The organism is Romboutsia sp. (assembly GCF_035470145.1).
Taxonomy (GTDB): Bacteria; Bacillota; Clostridia; order Peptostreptococcales; family Peptostreptococcaceae; genus Romboutsia_D.
The window spans coordinates 45,614-65,816 of the sequence record NZ_DATIRC010000103.1 but is presented as its reverse complement, the minus strand read 5'-3'; the positions used below and the strand labels follow the sequence as shown (position 1 = coordinate 65,816).

General features: G+C 24.9%; 20 protein-coding genes. 8 read left to right on the top strand and 12 right to left on the bottom strand.

Going from position 1 to position 20,203, the window contains the following annotated elements:
* Positions 1–9: 9 nt before the first annotated feature.
* Entirely contained in the window at positions 10–783 is a 774-nt protein-coding gene (locus VLM92_RS03930; RefSeq protein WP_325275042.1) for a 5-oxoprolinase subunit PxpA, read from the bottom strand.
* Positions 784–1,390: 607 nt separating this feature from the next.
* On the opposite strand from VLM92_RS03930, the gene VLM92_RS03925 reads away from it, so the two are divergent.
* The gene (locus VLM92_RS03925; RefSeq protein ID WP_325275041.1) at positions 1,391–1,843 is read left to right on the top strand and encodes a hypothetical protein; all 453 of its coding nucleotides are present in this window, start codon (positions 1,391–1,393) and stop codon (positions 1,841–1,843) included.
* 41 nt (positions 1,844–1,884) lie between these two features.
* Here the strand turns inward: VLM92_RS03925 and VLM92_RS03920 are convergent, their stop codons facing one another.
* Positions 1,885–2,142: a TIGR03905 family TSCPD domain-containing protein gene (locus VLM92_RS03920; RefSeq protein WP_325275040.1), complete on the bottom strand. Its 258-nt coding sequence runs from the start codon at positions 2,140–2,142 to the stop codon at positions 1,885–1,887.
* Positions 2,143–2,876: 734 nt separating this feature from the next.
* Here VLM92_RS03920 and VLM92_RS03915 point away from each other — a divergent pair.
* Entirely contained in the window at positions 2,877–3,632 is a 756-nt protein-coding gene (locus VLM92_RS03915) for a peptidylprolyl isomerase (RefSeq protein WP_325275039.1), read from the top strand.
* A 48-nt stretch (positions 3,633–3,680) separates the two neighbouring features.
* Here the strand turns inward: VLM92_RS03915 and VLM92_RS03910 are convergent, their stop codons facing one another.
* Complete coding sequence (locus VLM92_RS03910) at positions 3,681–4,085, bottom strand: CBS domain-containing protein (protein ID WP_325275038.1); 405 nt, start codon at positions 4,083–4,085, stop codon at positions 3,681–3,683.
* Positions 4,086–4,653: 568 nt separating this feature from the next.
* On the opposite strand from VLM92_RS03910, the gene VLM92_RS03905 reads away from it, so the two are divergent.
* Positions 4,654–5,067, top strand: a complete 414-nt coding sequence (locus VLM92_RS03905) for a hypothetical protein (protein ID WP_325275037.1) — start codon at positions 4,654–4,656, stop codon at positions 5,065–5,067.
* A 130-nt stretch (positions 5,068–5,197) separates the two neighbouring features.
* Here VLM92_RS03905 and VLM92_RS03900 read toward each other — a convergent pair whose 3' ends face one another.
* Both VLM92_RS03900 and VLM92_RS03895 read right to left on the bottom strand, forming a co-directional pair.
* Positions 5,198–5,398 carry a cold-shock protein gene (locus VLM92_RS03900; protein ID WP_071119823.1) on the bottom strand — a complete coding sequence of 67 codons (201 nt, stop codon included), beginning with the start codon at positions 5,396–5,398 and terminating at the stop codon, positions 5,198–5,200.
* A 168-nt stretch (positions 5,399–5,566) separates the two neighbouring features.
* Complete coding sequence (locus VLM92_RS03895; protein ID WP_331681677.1) at positions 5,567–6,712, bottom strand: amidase domain-containing protein; 1,146 nt, start codon at positions 6,710–6,712, stop codon at positions 5,567–5,569.
* Between the two features lie 286 nt (positions 6,713–6,998).
* Here VLM92_RS03895 and VLM92_RS03890 point away from each other — a divergent pair, with 286 nt between their 5' ends.
* On the top strand, positions 6,999–7,817 hold the full coding sequence (locus VLM92_RS03890; protein WP_325275036.1) for a pyridoxamine kinase: 819 nt from the start codon (positions 6,999–7,001) through the stop codon (positions 7,815–7,817).
* A 326-nt stretch (positions 7,818–8,143) separates the two neighbouring features.
* Positions 8,144–8,464, top strand: a complete 321-nt coding sequence (locus VLM92_RS03885) for a YlbF family regulator (RefSeq protein ID WP_325275035.1) — start codon at positions 8,144–8,146, stop codon at positions 8,462–8,464.
* A 49-nt stretch (positions 8,465–8,513) separates the two neighbouring features.
* On the opposite strand, the gene VLM92_RS03880 is transcribed toward VLM92_RS03885, so the two are convergent.
* Positions 8,514–9,617: a hypothetical protein gene (locus VLM92_RS03880; protein WP_325275034.1), complete on the bottom strand. Its 1,104-nt coding sequence runs from the start codon at positions 9,615–9,617 to the stop codon at positions 8,514–8,516.
* 245 nt (positions 9,618–9,862) lie between these two features.
* Here VLM92_RS03880 and VLM92_RS03875 point away from each other — a divergent pair, with 245 nt between their 5' ends.
* Positions 9,863–10,078 (top strand): hypothetical protein, encoded by a 216-nt coding sequence (locus VLM92_RS03875; RefSeq protein WP_325275033.1) that lies wholly within the window; start codon positions 9,863–9,865, stop codon positions 10,076–10,078.
* 229 nt (positions 10,079–10,307) lie between these two features.
* Here VLM92_RS03875 and VLM92_RS03870 read toward each other — a convergent pair whose 3' ends face one another.
* From VLM92_RS03870 to VLM92_RS03860, 3 genes are all read right to left on the bottom strand, one after another.
* A complete protein-coding gene (locus VLM92_RS03870) occupies positions 10,308–10,868 on the bottom strand; it encodes a hypothetical protein (RefSeq protein WP_325275032.1) in 561 nt (186 codons plus the stop codon).
* Positions 10,869–11,109: 241 nt separating this feature from the next.
* Positions 11,110–12,144, bottom strand: coding sequence for a M42 family metallopeptidase (locus tag VLM92_RS03865; RefSeq protein WP_325275031.1), 1,035 nt, complete (start codon positions 12,142–12,144; stop codon positions 11,110–11,112).
* A 79-nt stretch (positions 12,145–12,223) separates the two neighbouring features.
* Positions 12,224–13,558, bottom strand: a complete 1,335-nt coding sequence (locus VLM92_RS03860; protein WP_325275030.1) for a hypothetical protein — start codon at positions 13,556–13,558, stop codon at positions 12,224–12,226.
* A gap of 141 nt (positions 13,559–13,699) precedes the next feature.
* Between VLM92_RS03860 and VLM92_RS03855 the strand changes: the two genes are divergently transcribed.
* Complete coding sequence (locus VLM92_RS03855; protein WP_325275029.1) at positions 13,700–14,824, top strand: MGDG synthase family glycosyltransferase; 1,125 nt, start codon at positions 13,700–13,702, stop codon at positions 14,822–14,824.
* Between the two features lie 7 nt (positions 14,825–14,831).
* On the opposite strand, the gene VLM92_RS03850 is transcribed toward VLM92_RS03855, so the two are convergent.
* From VLM92_RS03850 to VLM92_RS03840, 3 genes are all read right to left on the bottom strand, one after another.
* Complete coding sequence (locus tag VLM92_RS03850; protein WP_325275028.1) at positions 14,832–15,542, bottom strand: hypothetical protein; 711 nt, start codon at positions 15,540–15,542, stop codon at positions 14,832–14,834.
* Positions 15,543–15,852: 310 nt separating this feature from the next.
* Positions 15,853–16,680 carry a M23 family metallopeptidase gene (locus VLM92_RS03845; protein ID WP_325275027.1) on the bottom strand — a complete coding sequence of 276 codons (828 nt, stop codon included), beginning with the start codon at positions 16,678–16,680 and terminating at the stop codon, positions 15,853–15,855.
* 361 nt (positions 16,681–17,041) lie between these two features.
* Positions 17,042–18,940, bottom strand: a complete 1,899-nt coding sequence (locus VLM92_RS03840; RefSeq protein ID WP_325275026.1) for a glutamine synthetase — start codon at positions 18,938–18,940, stop codon at positions 17,042–17,044.
* A gap of 432 nt (positions 18,941–19,372) precedes the next feature.
* Here VLM92_RS03840 and VLM92_RS03835 point away from each other — a divergent pair, with 432 nt between their 5' ends.
* Positions 19,373–20,146, top strand: coding sequence for a 3'-5' exonuclease (locus tag VLM92_RS03835; protein ID WP_325275025.1), 774 nt, complete (start codon positions 19,373–19,375; stop codon positions 20,144–20,146).
* The last annotated feature ends 57 nt before the right edge of the window (positions 20,147–20,203 follow it).

The following is a 20,203-nucleotide window of genomic DNA, read 5'->3' as shown; positions in this document are numbered from 1 at the left end:
CTCATCCTCCTATTTTTTCAATACTTCTTCTATACAACATATATTTATATTTTCATCTTCTAGTCTTTTTCTAATTTGTTTTACAAATTCCAAAGCATTAGGATTATCTCCATGGACACATATAGAGTCTGCTTGTATTGTCATTTGTTTACCATCTATAGTATCAACTACTTTATCTTTTACCATCCTCACCACTCTGTTTATAACCAGATTAGTATCATGTATTACTGAACCACTTATATTCCTTGGTACTAAAAATCCATCTTTATCATATGCCCTATCTGCAAAAACCTCACTTGCATATCTTAATCCAATTTTTTTTGCGCATTCTATCAGTTTACTATTATATAAACCTAATAATATAATATCTTTATCTATTTCATATATAGCCTCACAAATACCCATCGCTAAATTTTCATCTTTTGTAGCCATATTGTATAAAGCACCATGTGGTTTAACGTGAGATACTTTGTCTTCTGAGGCTATTGCAAATCCCATTAGTGCTCCTAGTTGATACTTTGTATAATCTTTAGCTTCTTGTTTAGTTATCTTTATTTCTCTTCTTCCAAATCCAATTAAATCTAATAACCCTGGATGTGCTCCTATCTTTACATCATTTAACTTACATAAATTTACTATATGAGCCATATTCAATGGATCTCCTGCATGAAATCCACATGCTATATTTGCAGATGATATATACTTAAGTATTTGTTCATCCATCCCAATCTTATATGCTCCAAAACTTTCTCCTAAATCACTGTTTATATCCACCTTATACAAAATACAGCCTCCTCATAATTCTATTTTTGCATGATTTTTTCAATATTTTTCATTCATTTTTTGCACACTTCGGTTTTCAACTTGTTTATTTAATTAAATAGTAGCACTTCATTTTTATTTTTGCAAGTTTTAAATAAATAATTTCATTTTTATTATTTTTGCATTTATTTAATATTTTTATTAAAATCAACTTGTTATCTTATAATTAGTTATATAAATTAAGATAGTACGTTAATTTCACTACTTATCCACAAATCAAAAGAAATAAAATCTGCTGATATTCAAAAGAGATATCTCTTAAAGTCATATTCTACCAATTTTGATTGTGGATATATCTAAATAAATTCAATTTGATCTTTTTTATCATATCACCTTGTTTATTGAATAAAAATAAGTCATTTTATCATGTAAATTATATTTATTGAGTTTTTATCACTACATTTATTTTCTTTTTTAGAATTCTATGATAAAATAATTAATATATTTCACTTTGCTTGAATATAAATTTTAATGGCAAACTTGTACATAATATAAATGTAGTAAATTTTTAGTTTCAAGCATTACATCGTCATTATAACTAAATATTTATTAGATTAGGAGGATTAACATGGGCTTTAAAGACAAATTCGCAGAATCATTCGCTAGATCAAAAACAATGACTGGCCCTGAAAAAAAAGCCAATGAAATAATGGGAAAATTACTTATGCAAAAAGCTATTGTTCCTATTGTTTTAATGGTTATCGTATTAATAGGTGGAATTGCAGCTGGTATAAACTCTTGGATTCTACTTGGAGTTAACTTACTAATAGCTGTTGGTACTTATTTCTATATAAAGAAAGCGGGAGATAAATACCAAAATTTCAAACCTTATATTGGTAATCTAATTAGCTTAGAAAAAAAGGGCAAAAACGAATACGTTGCTATAATAAAACAAGGAAAGATGCCTATAAAGTTAGAAATTAATTATGGTGGAGAAGACCTTGTGAACATCAAGAGAAATCAATTAGTTCAAATAAGCTATAATCCGGATGCTAAAATAGCAATATTAGTTACTAAATAGCAAAAAACGCTTCTACTTTTATGGTAGAAGCGTTTTTTATATTATTTAGTATATGCATATTCTTTGTAAATTCTTAGGGCTTTCGCTAGTTGATCTGGACAGGAAGTTCCTCTATCTTTGCATGGTATATCCTCAAGAGCTTCTATTATTTCATCTATGTTTTTCCCCTCAACTAAATGTTTTATTCCTATTGCGTTACCGGTGCATCCCCCTTCAAATATTACATCCTTTAATGTATTTTCTTCTATATCCATTAATATTGATTTTGTACATACTCCCTTTGTATAATATCTATACATAAAACAACCTCCCTTTATAATAGATTTTGATTGTATTAAAGTATTAAATTTTTTTTCAATATATTAATATATATTAATTATTTTTATAATATTTCATATATTTTTATAATATCTAGATAATAATTATAGTATTTAGACTATTTATATGATTTAATTTATTTATAGATTACTTTTCCTGTCTATAATGTTTAACTTTCTAGAAAGGATGTGTGTTATGAATAATACTAAGTTTACTGATGACTTTTTTAAATTTCTAATATTGCTATTTTGGCCTATAGTTTGGTATAACTATGTAGCAATTAGCAAAATAGAGATAGAAATTTTTATGTTTATATCATTTACTTTATTGTCTATAATTTATATTTTTTTAATTTGCTATAATTTTAAGAAATTAGAGAAGATAGTTATTTTATATAGAATAAGTACCTTATTTGCTTTTATCTCTTTCCTATGTAGTTACTTATTATTTTCTAAAAATATAATATTGTTATTTTTAAAATTTATATTCATATTTATTTATTTTTATATTTCATGTATTAAAAACTTCAAATATAAAATGGATGAAGGTGTTGTAGGAATTTTATCAGCATTGCTACTTATTACCATAACTTTTTCATATTAATACATATTTAATATGATGTTTGGAAATATTAGACATATCAGTACTTTTCTGATATTATTTAAATTAGAGTATAATATTAATAATTAAATATAATATAAAGGAGTTAACTATTATGGAAAAAAAAGTTTTAGCTACAGTTGGCGAAAAAGAAATAACTAATTACGATGTTGAAAGTGCATTACAAAGCTTAGACCCATATCAAGCTATGCATTTCAATACTGAAGAAGGAAAAAAACAATTATTAGAAGATTTAGTAAATCAAGAATTATTCTATATTGAAGCTAAGGAAAATGAATTACATAATAATGAAGATTTTAAATCAGAAATGAAAAAAATCGAAGAAAATATGTTAAAGCAATATGCTATAAATAAAGTTTTATCTAGTATTACATTAACTGAGGAAGAAAAGCAAGCTTTCTTTGAAGCTAATAAAAGTAAATTCAATAAATCAGAAACAGCTTCTGCTAAACATATATTAGTAGATACTGAAGAAAAAGCTTCTGATTTACTTAACAAAATAAACGCTGGCGAAGTATCTTTCGAAGATGCTGCAGCTGAACACTCTACTTGCCCATCTAAGGATGCTGGTGGAAATTTAGGTTCTTTCCCTAGAGGACAAATGGTTCCTGAATTTGAAGAGGCTGTATTTAGTATGCAAAAAGATGAAGTAAGAGGACCTGTTCAAACTCAATTCGGATATCACTTAATAAAATTAGAAGATTTACAAGCTGGCGGAGAATCTGAGTACGAAGAAGTTAAAAATGAAATAGAAAAAACTTTAATGTATCAAAAGCAAAATGAAGTTTACTCTAATAAATTAAATGATCTTAAATCTAAATACATAAGTAGCGTTAAATTTAACGACTAATATATAAAAGCCTAGCAAGTTTGCTAGGCTTTTATACATTAATTAATTCTATACTCTTAATTTATTATAGCAATATTCTATTATATCTCTCCTTTTAATTATCCCTATAAACGTTCTCTGGTCATCAATTACCGGAACAAAATTTTGATTCATAGATTTAGATATCAAATCTTCTATATTTGCATTAACAGAAACTGGTGTATTGTCCATTCTTCTTTTTATCTGCATTATCGGAACATCTTCCACTGATTTTAAATCTAAGGAAAAGTCATTTTTTAATGTCCATAGTAAGTCTCCCTCAGTTATAGTTCCTACATATTTTCCTTCATCATCAATTATAGGAATAGCTGAATATCTATGATATTCCATCTTTTCTAAAGCTTGCCTCATAGTGTAGTCTTCATATATATATGCAACTTCACTTTTAGGTGTCAAAAAAAATAATACGTTCACTATACTACACCTCCAAATACTTATATAAATATTACTTCATCTTTTTAAAAAAGTAGTATATTCAAAATTCATTCTTCACTATTAATTTTAACATATTTAGTAATCATTTTAAATTTAAATATAGCCTTATATAATATTTTTTATTTAAAATTGCTTTCTTGGGTATCAAAATAATATATTTATTTAAAAGCATTAATTATTTTAAATATTTTTACTTTAGGAGGCTCTACAATGAAATTTAATTACAATACATAAGTTAACAATATATTAAACAGCATATATGAATATAAAATATGTGAGATTGCTTATAAAAGCAACTTACCTCATATAAGCTTAAAAAATGTTACAGAGTATAAAACTATATTAAAAAATACTAAGGTATACTTGGGAAGCGATATATATGATTTTATAATAAGTTTAATTCCAAGCGATAAACTTGGATATTATTTCAGATGCGAAATTGCCAATCATAATAATTACTTTTTCCCCAAGGCTTTATGACTACTTAGGAAATCCACTTAAAAATATCAATTACAATAAATTTGCGATTCAACTTTTGGAATCTCATATGAACGATTTATTTATAAAAAATATTGAACGTAAATTTAATCAAATTAGCTTTTGTGATTTTATAGATTCAAATATAAATAATATGTTTAATAAAATAAATACTTATATTGATAATACTTCAAGCAAAAATAAAATTACTATATGTTTTAATCATAAAGATGATTTATTAGACATTGTAAAATCAATGATAATAAACAAGGAACTAGATTTATGTTGGGCAGAATTATTAGTTGATATGGATGAGCTAAGAAGTGAAATGACTAAGTTTAGCGCTAATTTTCATATTTATAATGACTTTGATAAGTTAGAAGATGATTTAAGTTATTGCTTAAATCATTTCTGTAAATATGATTCTTCTCAACTATTTGATATTCTAACGCTAGAAAAAGGATTTAAATTTATACAAAAATAAATTTTGAAGAATATAAGTTAAATTCATTTAATTGCTTAAATGAATTTAACTCGTGATATATCAAAAAAGCCGCTTAAAAGCGGCTGTATTTCACATATCACTAGAATTACTAATATATATGAACTTTAGATTATAATCTAACTACGTTAGCAGCTTGAGGACCTTTAGCTCCTTCAACTACGTCGAATTGAACGCTTTGTCCTTCTTCTAAAGACTTGTATCCTTCACCAGTTATAGCTGAGAAATGTACGAAAACATCCCCTTCACCTTCTACAGATATAAATCCAAATCCTTTTTCATTGTTAAACCACTTAACTACACCAGTTTTCATTGATAAATCCTCCTAAAAAAACACAAAATTATTTAGCCACAAATCTTTGTAACCTTATTACTACTTTATCATATGTATATATCATTGTCAAATATTATTCACTTTATACAAGCTCATAAGTATATTTTTTACTTTTATTCCTTTTTATCTTATATACTTATCTTAATATTAATAATGTACTTGTATTATATGAAATCGGATTTTTTTGTCACTCCATCCTAAGTCCCAAGGTACAAGTAATCTATCCGTATTATGACACGTTACTAATGGATATCCCTTGGAGTCTAATCCAGTAACTGTAGATACATGAGTTATTCTTCCACCCTTTTCGTATGCTACAAAATCACCAGGTCTTAAATTATATGCTTCTTTATATACATCTTGATAAGTACCTTTTGCTATTAGGCTTCCTCTTCCACTATAAATAATATGATTTTTAAAAGCTTGTGCATTCACCCATGCTTTTGTTCCTTCCTTATTATAATTCCATGTATCAGTCTTTTTAAATCTTCCACTCTCAAACATTATTTGAGATGCAAAATTAGCGCAATCTCCACCATCAGGATTATAATCCTTATAATTTGAGTTGAACTTTAATCCATATTCTTCATTAGCTGCCGCTCCACAATACTGATGAGCATAATTTACTGCTTTAACTTGCTCTGGTGTCAATTCTAATTTTACTGGTTGTTGTTGTAATATATAATTCCTTATATCTTCAGACTTAATATTTTCTAAGTTCAAAGAGTCAGCAAATGGATCCGTGTACCATTCTTTAGTTATGATGTACTGGTTATCTCTAATCTTTACATTTAAATAGTGATATGTTCCTATTCTAAACATATTAATTACGTCTTTTTGATTTTCATATGAGTATTTATACTCAGTTGATACCGTACATATAATACCGTATAAATCATCTTCCTTCTGTTTTATTTTCTTTACCTTTACTTTTGTTTTTATATCATTAAATTTAACACCTTGCTTATTTGACCAATTTTCTAGATACTTCATTTTTTTAACTTCATGTTCATATGCCCAAAGCCCAAATTTTTTATCAGTTTCATATAGTTCTTTAAGCATATCCTCATTTTTTTCCAATAAAGCCTTATTTCTATAATCAAACAAACTCTCAAGAAGTAGTTTATATTGATTATTCACTTCTTCTCCATCTACGCTACTCGCTTCTATTAATCCTTCTTTTATTTGAATTCTATTTTGTTGCATATATGAATATAAGCCTATAGATAAAATTAAAGCTAGCGATATGACCATACGTTTTATATGCTTATTTTTCATCTTAAGTTTTTTCAAAATTGCACCTCCTAACAAAGAGTACCTATTGTCATTGTAAATTTAACTACTTGTAATATAATAATAGTTTATTATTTTATATTATTATATCCAAATAATAAATAATTTTACTTCTTTTATTTAACAATAAATTGTAATGATACACTAAGTTTTTTTATTTTATTTACTATTTTTTTGATACTTTTAGTAGTAATATAATTATATAATTTATTATTAAATAATATATAATCTTATAATTCCTTATTTTTAATAAAAAATTCAAATTATATACGGAGGTATTATTATATTGAAAAAAGTAGCTGCAATAAATGATTTATCAGGAGTTGGAAGATGTTCTTTAACAGTTGCAATACCTATACTTTCAGCTTTAAAATTACAATGTTGTCCTTTTCCAACTGCTATATTATCAAGCCAAACAGGATATCCTGAATATACATTTTTAGATTTTACTAATCATATGAGCGATTATTCTAAAGTGTGGAGAAACCTTGGTCTAAATTTTGATTGTATATATAGTGGTTTTTTAGGTTCAGAAAACCAAATAGATATAGTATGTAACTTTATACATAGAAATTCTAATGCATTTATAGTTGTAGATCCAGTTATGGGTGATGGTGGTGTTATATACCCTGTTTTTAATAGAAATATGTGTATTAAAATTAAAGAATTAGTTAAACTTTCAAATCTAACTACTCCAAATTTAACAGAAGCTTGTTTTTTAACTAATCGAGACTACCCTATGGAGGAATTAAGTGAAAGTGAACTTATAGATATTGCTAAAGAAGTGTCTTCTTTAGGTCCTAGCAAGGTTGTCATTACAGGAATAATAAAAGGAGAAAATATATTAAACTTAGGTTATGATAGAGATCTAGATAGATTCTTTTTTACATCTGTAAAATATAATGATTGTTCTTATAGTGGTACAGGTGATATATTTGCTTCAATACTTTGTGGACTTTTAAATAAAGGTTATGATTTAGAGTTTTCTACTAATGAAGCTACTAAATTCATTTATAAAAGCATAAATTATACATCTAATTTTAATACGGATAGAAATGATGGTGTTATGTTTGAACAATTTTTAAATGACTTAATTTATTTTTAAAGATATTAATTTTATAAAAAATTCTCATTTGAAAATCTTTGTATGATAATTTTTTGAAATAAATATTCATAAACTATATTAATATATGTATTATAAATAAGGAGACCTTAATTAATAACAAAGGTCTCCTTTTTCCACGATGTCATTTTCTTATTTGTCAGAATTCATACCTTATATACTATTAACTATAACTTATATTTGTTACACCTTTAACATCATTTTTTATATCTACTAATATTATTTTTTATAATATTTAATTTTTAGTCTATATTCTAATCTTCTTATATAAGATATAATATATATTTTTTTATAATGGAGGGTATTATATGGATATAAATCAAAAGGCTAAAGAATTTGCTTATTATATTAAAAATACACATGAATTTAAGACTATGAATAAAGCTAAAGCTGAACTGGAAAAAAATAGAACATTAAAAAAACAACTTGATAACTATATTAATAAAAAAAATACAATTTATTCAAATTTTAGAATTGAAGATGCCTCTAAAAAGATTAGCCAACTCAATAGAGAATATCATGATTTTTTTAATTTACCCTTAGTTTCAAATTACATGCAGGCTACAAGACAATTTAATTCTATGATGGAGAATTTATACAAATCAATTGAAAAAGATTTATTAAGATAAATCTTAAATAAAGCTAAAAAAGAATGCCTTAAGGCATTCTTTTTTAGCTTTAATCAAAATCTCTTGGTTGCATCATCATGTTTTGCATCATATTTTGCATCATCATATAATAATTCATCCACATATCATTGATATCTTGATATTGGTTAACATATCCGTTCATATATGGCATATCTAATGTTGGATATTGTTCTGCAAATCCTCCTACATATTGCATCTTGCACATATCATACATAGGACTTATATATGTTGTACTTCCATTATTCATATACATATCCTCTTCTTCAATATATATTATTTCATCTTTCTCATAACATGGTTTGCAATATTTTTTCTTTTGCATATAATAATCACCCTTATTCTTTTCATGCTTGCATACGTATTCTTCTTCTTTTTCACATTTTACGTACTTAGCCTGTTCTAATCCACACTTAGGTTTCTTTTCACATATTTCTAATTTATTACTACATTTTTGTATCATTTCTTCACATTTTTTGGACTTTGATTCATATTCTTTTATTTTTTCACCTGCTGATTTATAACATTCTAACGCTTTTTCATCACATTTTAATGCTTCATTATATAAAGCTTTGGCTTTATCATTATATTCTTGGGCTTTTTCATACAAACACTTAGCTTTTTCACAATTACATTCAGCTTCTTTCTCTACTTTTTCAGCCTCTTTATGAAGGCATTTAGCTTGTTCAGATAATTTTTGTGCTTTCTCCATTAGTTCTTTTGCCTTGCATTCAGCTGCTTTAGATTCTTTTTCATCACAATAAGCGTCTTTCATTAATTTTTTAGCTTTTGATGATAATACTTTTGATGAATTTTCACATTCTTTAGCTTGTTCATATGCTTCTGTAGCTTTACATTCACATTCTAAAGCTTTTTCAAATAACTCTTCTGCTTGTTTGGCTAAGTTTACGCATTTATCTACACATGTTATTTCATAATCATCACAAGTAGACTCTATATACTGTTTAACAGGCTTTTTACATGCATTACTTGTCTTACATGAATTGTTTGCTTTACTCTGCTTGCACGAATTATTTGTTTTACTTGGCTTACACGTATTTACTTGTTCACTACACATATTACACCCTTCATATTTAGGTGCAGTTGAACATGCTTGTTTCTTTATCTTTCTCATAATATGTCAAAACCCCTTTGCTGTAAATTTATCCCCATAAGAAAAACTTATGTTGTCTAATATAATTATATGATTGTCTTTCAATGTGGTTACTAATTCTTTAACATTGAGATATTTTAAGATAAATACATTTAAATATTATTTTTTTATATTGTTCTTTTGGGTTATATTTTGGAGTTAATTGCACACTATATGTACAAGAATTACAAATTTAAATATAGTAATTTCTTGATTGGAGCGATTTTATGACTTTAAATAAATTTAATAATATCAATAAAGATGAATTTTACTATTATAATAATACTCGTAATAATTTATCAAACAATTTTAAAAATTCCACTAAAAACAATTCCATGTTAGCTACCGGATTAATTGCATGTTCTACATTAACTGCTACAAGTATTATTAGCCTGATGATTAGAAAAATTACAGTTCCAACTTGTAAATTCGTAGCTAAATAACAATTAAAATTTTTTTAGTGGTATAGTAGTATTATCTATTGCCACTTATATATCTAGTCAATTTAGTGATGTTAATGATACTCTTATATAAGAAAATAAAGTCTTATTTAAACGTAATTTTATTCAAATATTTTTATGAAAATTTACCTATAAATTAGGTAATTTCTTATTTACTTTAATTGATATGTAAAAAGCAGTATTAGAACCAAAATGGTATCTAATACTGCTTTTAATCTAATTGTATCAATTCATCTTCATAATATAGTTGAACTTTTTCTATCCAATCGCCTTTATATTCTTCTTGAATTACATTTTTTATTATTGTATTTATAGTATATTCTTTTGTATATTCATTTAAATAATCCTTTTTCCATGAAACTCTATTTTTTGTTGAGTCTTTAGGTTCTATTAACTCTATTTTTGCAGTATTTTTTCCATAAACTGTTATTTTTATCGGCAAGTTATTAAAACATTCTTTGGATATTGTGCTAATTATAATTTCTATCTTTTGTTGAAGAGAACTATCTTTTTTAATTTCTAAGTATTTAATATTCTTTGTATCTTTAGATACTATATTAATAGGTATTTTTATAGTATTTGATGGCTTTTGTAAATTAATTGAACTTTTAACCGTACTTTGTCCTTGATCTAAATACGTCTTATATTCATTATTTATTACTGGAAATGGCTCAAAATCTATTATATTATTATAATTCCAGTCCTTTTTTGTAAATGCTATTGTTAATAAAGTAGTAGCAATTAAAAATAAACTTACTGCTAATTTATTCATAAGTATACCTCTTCTTTTAGTTTTTATTATTTAATATTATATCATAGTATACTCGATATTTTTAGTATTTTCGTTTTTTTTCTACTTTATTTTCATATATTTGCATTTTTTAAACATTTTATACTAATTTAGATTTATATATTTTGATTTTATATTAACTTACATTCTCTATATAAATAATCTAAATTATCATTTAAATTATTATTTATTTTTTTATTTTAATAGTTTTTAGGCTTATACTTTATTCTGTTATATATGCTATTATAAGTTTTATTGTTTCCATAATTGATTTAATATGAGTTCTTTCATATCCATGTGAAGCAAATACTCCTGGGCCAATAAGGGCAAACTTTGAATCTAACCCTGACTTTAATGCAGCCGTAGAATCAGATCCATAATTAGAGTATATGTCTAACTTATAATTTATAGACTTTGATTTACATATCTTTATAAACTTATTGATAATATCATAATCATATGGTCCATTAGAATCCTTTGTACATATACATACATCATATTCTGTTGAATTTTGTCCATCTCCTGGGCATCCCATGTCAACTGCAATAAATTCAGCTGTATTTTGTGGTATAAAAGCTGATGAACCATGTCCTACTTCTTCATAGTTACTAAAGAAAAAATTTATAGTATTCTTAGGCTGTGTGTTGTTTAATTTTATATATTTCATTATATATAATATAGCTGCTACTGATGCTTTATCATCTAAATATCTAGATTTTATAAATCCTGATTTAGTTATTTTAGTTCTTGTATCAAATGATATAATATCTCCTACATTAATTCCTAAATTATATACATCTTCCTTTGTAAATACTTCTTCATCTATTATAACTTCATAATTTTTACAATCTCTTGGTAGTTCTTTAGCTTCATTTCCATGTATATGAATAGAAGGTTTTATGGTTTGTAATGTTGCCTCATATTTATCTTCTAATCTAGTGTGTATTAAACAATTTTCACCTTCTATCGAATTCATCATATATCCTCCAATTTGAGATATAGCCAGTCTTCCATTTGACTTTATTTCTTTTACCATCGCTCCTAGAGTATCTATATGAGATGAAAAAGTAATTTCTTTTTCTTTATTCATTCCTGGTATTGTTGCAACTATTATTCCTTTGTTTGAAGTTTTATATTCTATGCCTATTTCTTCTAGCTCTCTTTTTATATAATTTGAAATTTTATTTGTATACCCTGTAGGGCTAGGAATATACAAAAGTTCTTCTAAATATTTTTCTATTATTTTTCTATTATGCATTTTAGTATCTCCTATTCATGATTTTTAAATTGTATATCTTTAATTTATTTAATATTTTAATTATATTAACTATACATATTTACATTATGTATCCCATATAAAAATAGTACATTATAAAATAGATAAACATTATGATAATTATTCTTTGTATATAAGATATTAAAAATTCTTTTGTGCTTATGTATATATTGGTGTTTTTTACATATATCATGTTGCTGCTAATGCATGTACAATTTAAAATTGTTATTATTCCTATTAAAAACCTAGTTGCATATTCAGTATTTTTATTAACACTATCTATTCCTATAATAGCATTATAAAACAAATTTATATTAAATAAGCTTAATTCTCTCCCATCTGAGATTTTAAATAATTCTATTATAGGATAAAATACATACTTAGATATCTCCATTATAAGATTGCTGTTTAATATTATTTGTCCTAAATATAGCACTATTACTAGCTCCGGAATGAAATTTATAATTATAGAAATTGATTCTTCTAAATTATCAATAATTGTTTTAAATATATTTATTTTTGTTTTATTTTGAATATATTTTCTTATAGCTTTTTCTAATTTATTTTGTTTATGTATGGTTTCTTTATAATTTGTTTTTATATAATAAGATTTTTTCTTTTTATTTAAAGGATATATTCTACATAAGATAATATTAATTATTATTAAAATCAATGCACTAACAAGAATTAGATTTATATTATCTATATTTAACTCTTTAGATATATACCTAATCATAGGAATTGATAATATAGAAAAATTCAGTATAATAATACAAGCTTCATTTTCTCTTATTTTTCCTGATTTGTATAATTTATTTGTCACAAACATTCCACAAAAACAATCAGTACAAAGATATATAAGTATATTAACTAAAGTTTTCCCACTTAATTTAAAGCTTTTTTTCATTATATTATGACAATACGATTCTATTATATCTAGAAAACCATAGTCCATTAAAAATGTAATAAATATTGCACTTAAAGGAAATACAGTTGCTATATTTAAAATTAGTTCTTCCATTAATAATAAAATATTATCATTTAAAAATACTATTGTATTTTTTCCATAGAATATATTTACTATTATTAGTATACTAAATAACCTTGTGTATAAAAAAATATTACTACTTACTATTTTCTTTTTCTTATTCAGGAATATTGGCTTAAGACACCCCAGTGTCACATATACTGTTATACATATTTGTAAAAATGACTTTGCCTCAGATTGTAATTTATATGCTATATGATATATGACGGTTAATGATTGACCATTTAATTTTATAGGAATGAAAAATACAAATATACCTACAAACGAATATATTATAAGCTTTAATATATCTATAAAATCATTTTCTGTACTTTCTTCAACTTTATTTTTTTTATTTATTCCTTCCATACCCCCACCTCTTATAGTAAGTTTCCACTTAATATAAATATTTCCTTCTTAAATATTATAAGTTTTATTATTATTGATTAAATCAAACTATAGATGTATAATACTATAATTATAAGTTAAATTAATAGAGGTGAATAATTAATGGATATCCATAAATCCAAGACAATACTAATACTTACAGCTCAATTTGGAGCTGGACATATAAGTGCTGCTAATGCTATTAAAAATCTCATTTTAGAAAAAGATAATACTTGTAACATTATAATACAAGACTTTATAAGTGCTAGCGTTCCAAAAATGAATAAACCAATGGTTATGTTATATGAAAATAATACTAAATATACACCTGCCTTATATAACTATTACTATTATTTAGAAAAGTCTTTTGATTCAAGACATAACTTATTACATAAATTATGCACACCTAAGCTTGTAGAGTATATTCTTGAAAAAAAGCCCGATTTAATTATATCTACATTTCCATTGGCTGCTGCTTGTGTACATAATTTCAAAATTAAATATCCTAAAATAGATACACCTACCTTAACGGTTATTACAGATGTTGTAGATAGTCTTGAATGGATGCATCCTGACACTAATATGTACTTTGTTCCATCTTCAGAAATAAAAAATAGATTTGTTCAAAAAGGTATTTCTCCAAAGTGTATAAAGGTTACTGGTGTACCTACTAATAAAAAATTTTATGTAGATGGAAAAATTCATATACCTAATAAACACAGACTACTCTTATTAGGTGGCGGAAGAGGATTATTTGATGTGGATGAAGATTTTATGTATTGGATTGACGAATTTATTAAAGATTATCCTAATAATATAGAAGTAACAATTGTTACAGGTAAAAATGCAAGGTTATATAATTATCTTACAGAAAAAAAACCTTTATCTAATATAAAGGTTTTAGGTTACGTAAATGATATGCATAATTTAATAAAAAATTATGATTTTATGATAACAAAGCCTGGCGGCGCTACATTATTTGAGGCTATTCATTCTCAGACACCTGTTATCGTGAAAATTCCTAAAGTCGGTCAAGAAATAGAAAATGCTAAATTTATAATAGACAAAGGTATAGGATTTGTTTACAGTAATGAAGATGATTTAAAAAATATATTTTATGAATTAGCTTCTGGTGAGTTTGAATCTATGCTTGATTTTATGCAATCAAATATTAAAGATTTTAAAAAGCTTATTAATTATGATAAAATAGCTGATTATATACTTGAACTAATAAATGACAAGATTTAATTTCTTGTTATTTATTAGTTCTTTTATATTTATCTAAATATATAATTTTTTCTTTATTATTTTTTTTTATTGTTTTTATACTTATCAGACCTTTTCCTTTATTAATACTTTTAAATTTTTCTTTAGATTTATGTTCTTGCTTTATTCTGGAAATCGTATAAATCTCAGCAATTATAAATAATATACAAACTAATATTTCTAAATCTGCTGTAGTTGTATATTTTTGCTCTCCATACGTTATTATAGAATAAACTTTAATAAATGTCATAGATAGCAAATGTATATTTACTAATGATAAAGCTTTTTCAAATTCCTGTATAAGAATATTGTTTTTTAAAGAATTCCATATATAAAGTTTAGTATAACCCTTAGATTTTAGCATATCTATGTATATTTGTTTAATTGCATTCTTATCAAAAAATTTCAATGTTATTAATGATATTAAACACAATATGAAAAAATATGTATCATATGCATATCTAATAAAGTCTGATTTAACACTTTGTTTTAGTAAATATAAACTTATATATCCAACTGTAAATATTATTCCTGTTATATTTAGTCTAGACTCTTTTTTTCTAGTAATAAAACTATAAAAAAATATATAAAATATCAATGCGATTATTATATAGTCCATTTTTTTGTTAGTAACTAAATTACATACTACTATAGGAGCAACCATATATACAAATATATCTGGTATAAATTTATTCTTCATCAAATCCCCCCTTTTCCGAATTAAATAAATTTTCTAAATTTTCAAACACTTTAAGTTATAAGTTCTCTTTTATTTTAATTAATCCTTTATTATACTTAATTTTATGCAAAAAAAAGGGGTATATGCCCCCTTCTTTTTCACAATATTAAATACTAATAAATTATAGATTTTCTACTTGTATGTAATTTTCCTATAAAAAACTTTTTAACAAAATCATATTTTAAAATATTAAAATAAAATTTTGTTACATGTGTTATTTTTCTTTATCTTTAATACACAGTATAAAAACTATTTATACTTATAGTCTTTATTAATATTTATTTACCACATTTATAGGATCTATATTTTCTTCATTTACTATAGTTTCAAAATGAAGATGATTTCCTGTAGAATTTCCTGTAGTCCCAACTTTTGCAATAACTTGACCTTTTTTTACTATATCTCCTTCATTTACTATATTTAAAGTATTGTGAGCGTATACAGTCTTTTTACCATCAAAATGTTTTATTTTAACTACATTTCCATATCCATTTTGTACACCAGAGAATATCACTATACCATCATCAGTTGATACTATCTGTGTATTTTGAGGTGCTGGTATATCTATTCCTCTATGGAAATTCTTTTCTCCTGTTATAGGATGTATCCTTGGGCCAAAATAAGAACTAATTTCTCCATATGATGGTACTGGCCATATTCCTGATATAAAACTCAAATTATTTTCCTCTAAGTACTTAATTTTATTTTCCTCTATTGATTTTTCTATTCTTATTCCTTCTATCATAAATCGTTCTAGTTGTTTTTCTAAATATGATTTTTCTCTTTCTATAGTAGCTACTTCATTTATTAAATTTTTTTTTGAGTCTAACTTATTTGCTTGTACAAAACTTATACTTACAACTTCAATTTTATTTTGTACATCTTCTTGCTTTTCATTTTCAATATACCGAACCTTACTTTCTAAATCTTGTTTTAATTTACCTATTTTAACTTTCAGTTCTTCTTGGTTTTTTTTGTTTTCAATTAATGAGTCTAAATTTATTTCTTCGCTAAATGCATATGTATTGTGGCTTTTACTAATAAAAAAGCTCAATGATAGTACCATTGATATCATTACTATCTTTATAGTTTTTTTCATCTTTTATCACTCCTTTTATCACCATCTATTAATATTGACTTTTTTTAGAAAATTTATTACTATTTTTAATCTTAATATATTTTATATGTTTACATTTAAAAGCTTATTTTACTTCTAGTTCCCTCTACTATAAATAACATTCATTACTATGTTTGATAGTTAGGTTTTATATAACTATCAATTTTGTCTCGCTCCCGTCTTAGAAACCATTTGTTAAACAATTAATTAAAACTGTTTTATAATTATTTAAATCTATTTTCTAAGCCTGAATGATTCACATATCTTATATAAATAAGATATTACATACTAATAAAAGATTTAGTTTCATAATAAAAAAAGAAGAGTTTTCACTCTTCTTTTTTTAATATATGTTTTTACTATATTGCATATATAATTGCTGAATATCTTCCATTTCTTTTTTCAATTGTAACTGTAAATTTGATACTGTTTCATAGTCCTCATGTGCTATGGCTTCCCTAATTTTAGTAAATAATGACTTTCTATTTAATGTATCTTTCATTACATTAAATTTCATATCCGAAATAGCATTCCATGTAGCTTCATCTAAAGCATCCATATTTTCTTTGTTGTGTAGCTTTACACAACTTCTTATCATTTCCATGTTATCTTGAATAATTCTATTCTTTAATTCTTTTGTCCACTTATCTATAGCTCCCATCTTAAAAGAATCTATTATAACATCTGTAAATACATTTCCTTGTTTTAAAGAGTTTAATTTAGATTCATATATCTCTAAATTCTTCATATTTTCATAAACAGTTGCAGGTGGAACTGAAAATCTACTATTTCTTTCTTCTAATGTATAATATTCAAATACATCACTTTCATCTCTGTAAGATCTATCTTTTTCTAAGTAGAAACTGTCTTGACCTACACTTTTAGATATCTCTTTTTCAAGCTCTTTAGTTGATAATTTACTTTTAGCTGTTGCTTTTATACCATCTAGCATAGTTTGATAGCATCCAGCTATAACTAAATAAGTATTTGATAATGGATTTGGTGATCTTAATTCAAATCTTACTGTTTTTGGATTTTTTATATCTCTTACTAATCCCACAAGCACCGATCTATTTCTTGATGCTACCTCATAGTTATGCCCTAATGATGTAACTATACATACAGGTGCTTCAAATCCTGGAACTAGTCTGTTAAATCCATCATTAGATGATGTTACAATAGGATTTAGTACTTCATAGTTATGAAGCATTCCCATAAGTGCACCATATCCTATTTCACTTAAATAGTCTTCTTTCATATCTATTGGAGCAAATAAATTTTTTATGCTTCCATCTTTTAATTTTGCACTAACACCTACATGAGTATGTCCTCCACTACCTGCAACCCCATATATAGGCTTAGCTTTAAATGTTACTTCTAAACCATTTGATGTAAATACATCTTCTACAATTTCTCTTACTAGCAATTCATTATCTGCAGCTTGGAGTGGATTTGCAAATTTCCATGAAATTTCTAATTGCTCCATTGCATGATTAGTTTTTCCATCTATACTTATAGAACTATTTATTCCTCCGACTTCCTTATGAGCCATTTCTGGACTTATACCTAACTCTTGTAATAGTATTAAACTTTTCTCCAGGCAAGTTCTTATAATCCCATGTGTTCTCTTCCAATATTGTTCTTTTAAGCTTTGTGACACATATAACTTTTCTAAATCTGCTTTGTCTTCGGGTGTGTTTACCCAAAATTCTAACTCAGTAGCTGAAGTTAATATTATATCTTCTATACAAGATACATCTTCTATTCCGATATTTTTTATCATGTGTGGATATTCTTCAAACAATTTTAAAATTGATTTTTTAAAATATTTTTCTGACTTTTTTAATATTCCCCTTGAGCATACTTTTCTATTTTCATGTATTAAAAATGCGGGAATTCTAAGAGTACCTATAGGTAAATTAAGTTCTTCATCTATATGTTCAAAGTTATAATCTACATACCATTTACAATCTACATCAGGCATTAAGTCAACCTTAGCATTATTTAATGTTGCTATATTATAAAGTTCAACACTCGATCCATCAGTTTGAATAGCTGACTCTAAAAAACTACTTATATCCTCTAAAAATAATTGCATTGGTATTTTTTCGTCAGTTGCATTTCCTCCTAAATCTACACCCATTAAAGAAACAAATTTTATATTCTTATTATTATTCAAAATTTCTTTAAGATCTTTTTCATTGTGATTATGCTTTTCTATTGTATATAATAATTTTCTCATACAATCACTCCCCTTTTGAAATTCATATAGTATTTTTTATTTTTTTTGAAAATTTTTAACAAATTTTTATTTTAATTTATATTTTTAGATTAAAATACTTTTTTGTTCGTGTTTTTATTTATATTTATTATATATTATTACATTAAAGTTCACAATATTTTTTTATTTTATTAATAAAGTAATTTTATCCATTATATATTATCACATTAATATTCGCAATATTTTTTTGTTTTATTCACAAAGTAATTTTATTTCACTATCTATTTTATAAATACTCACCACAATAGTTTAACATTTTTGTAAATATAGGGTATACTAAACACTAAGAAGTATTTTATTTACTTCTTTTAAAATATTAATGTTTTGTAACAAATACATTAATGAATATATTCATTATATTCGTAAGATAAGATAATTTAGGAGAGAAATATTATGGAATATATAGTTTTTGACTTAGAATTCAATCAAGGATTCGATAAAATTCTTAACAAAACAGTATCTAATCAAAGATGCCCTTTTGAAATAATTCAAATAGGTGCAATTAAATTAGATAGCAACTTTAATATAATCGATACTTTCAATAGTTATGTGAAACCAGAAATATATAAATGTATACATCCATTCATAGGAAAAATGACTGGCATTACTATAAATGATGTAGCAGATGCTCCTAACTTCCCTCAAGTATATAAGGAATTTAAAAGGTTTATGTCATCTAAAAATCCTGTTTTATGTGTTTGGGGAACTGGGGATTTAAAAGAATTATATAGAAATATAACCTATTATAATTTGCCTTCAAAAGCTTTGCCTAAGTCATATATAAATATCCAGCATTATGCTTCTAGTTATTTTGATAATCCATCTGGTAAAAGTATTGGGCTTCAAAATGCCATTCAAATACTCGGATTAAATCAAGATAAATCATATCATAATGCTTTAAACGATGCTTTTTATACTGCTCAAGTTTTTATTAAAATATATAATCCAAGCATTGTACCTGATGTGTATATATATACTACTGTAAAACCATCAACAGTTGAAAGAACTACTAAGAAACAAATTGATTATGATAATTTATTTAAAGAATTTAGTAAAATATTAAATAGAGAATTAAGCAAAGAGGATAAAAAAATAATTGATTTAGCATACAAAATGGGAAAAACTAATCAGTTTTTAGTTAATACCTCTAAGAATAAAAAAAGATAGACTTATTAAGCCTATCTTTTTTTCATACTTAGAGTTTATTTTTATATCAAGTTATTT

Coding starts and splice junctions, on each gene's coding strand:
- VLM92_RS03925 (WP_325275041.1), top strand. CDS start 1,391: ATGGGCTTTAAAGACAAATTCGCAGAATCATTCGCTAGATCAAAAACA.
- VLM92_RS03920 (WP_325275040.1), bottom strand. CDS start 2,142: ATGTATAGATATTATACAAAGGGAGTATGTACAAAATCAATATTAATG.
- VLM92_RS03915 (WP_325275039.1), top strand. CDS start 2,877: ATGGAAAAAAAAGTTTTAGCTACAGTTGGCGAAAAAGAAATAACTAAT.
- VLM92_RS03905 (WP_325275037.1), top strand. CDS start 4,654: ATGAACGATTTATTTATAAAAAATATTGAACGTAAATTTAATCAAATT.
- VLM92_RS03900 (WP_071119823.1), bottom strand. CDS start 5,398: ATGAAAACTGGTGTAGTTAAGTGGTTTAACAATGAAAAAGGATTTGGA.
- VLM92_RS03885 (WP_325275035.1), top strand. CDS start 8,144: ATGGATATAAATCAAAAGGCTAAAGAATTTGCTTATTATATTAAAAAT.
- VLM92_RS03880 (WP_325275034.1), bottom strand. CDS start 9,617: ATGAGAAAGATAAAGAAACAAGCATGTTCAACTGCACCTAAATATGAA.
- VLM92_RS03875 (WP_325275033.1), top strand. CDS start 9,863: ATGACTTTAAATAAATTTAATAATATCAATAAAGATGAATTTTACTAT.
- VLM92_RS03870 (WP_325275032.1), bottom strand. CDS start 10,868: ATGAATAAATTAGCAGTAAGTTTATTTTTAATTGCTACTACTTTATTA.
- VLM92_RS03865 (WP_325275031.1), bottom strand. CDS start 12,144: ATGCATAATAGAAAAATAATAGAAAAATATTTAGAAGAACTTTTGTAT.
- VLM92_RS03860 (WP_325275030.1), bottom strand. CDS start 13,558: ATGGAAGGAATAAATAAAAAAAATAAAGTTGAAGAAAGTACAGAAAAT.
- VLM92_RS03855 (WP_325275029.1), top strand. CDS start 13,700: ATGGATATCCATAAATCCAAGACAATACTAATACTTACAGCTCAATTT.
- VLM92_RS03850 (WP_325275028.1), bottom strand. CDS start 15,542: ATGAAGAATAAATTTATACCAGATATATTTGTATATATGGTTGCTCCT.
- VLM92_RS03845 (WP_325275027.1), bottom strand. CDS start 16,680: ATGAAAAAAACTATAAAGATAGTAATGATATCAATGGTACTATCATTG.
- VLM92_RS03840 (WP_325275026.1), bottom strand. CDS start 18,940: ATGAGAAAATTATTATATACAATAGAAAAGCATAATCACAATGAAAAA.
- VLM92_RS03835 (WP_325275025.1), top strand. CDS start 19,373: ATGGAATATATAGTTTTTGACTTAGAATTCAATCAAGGATTCGATAAA.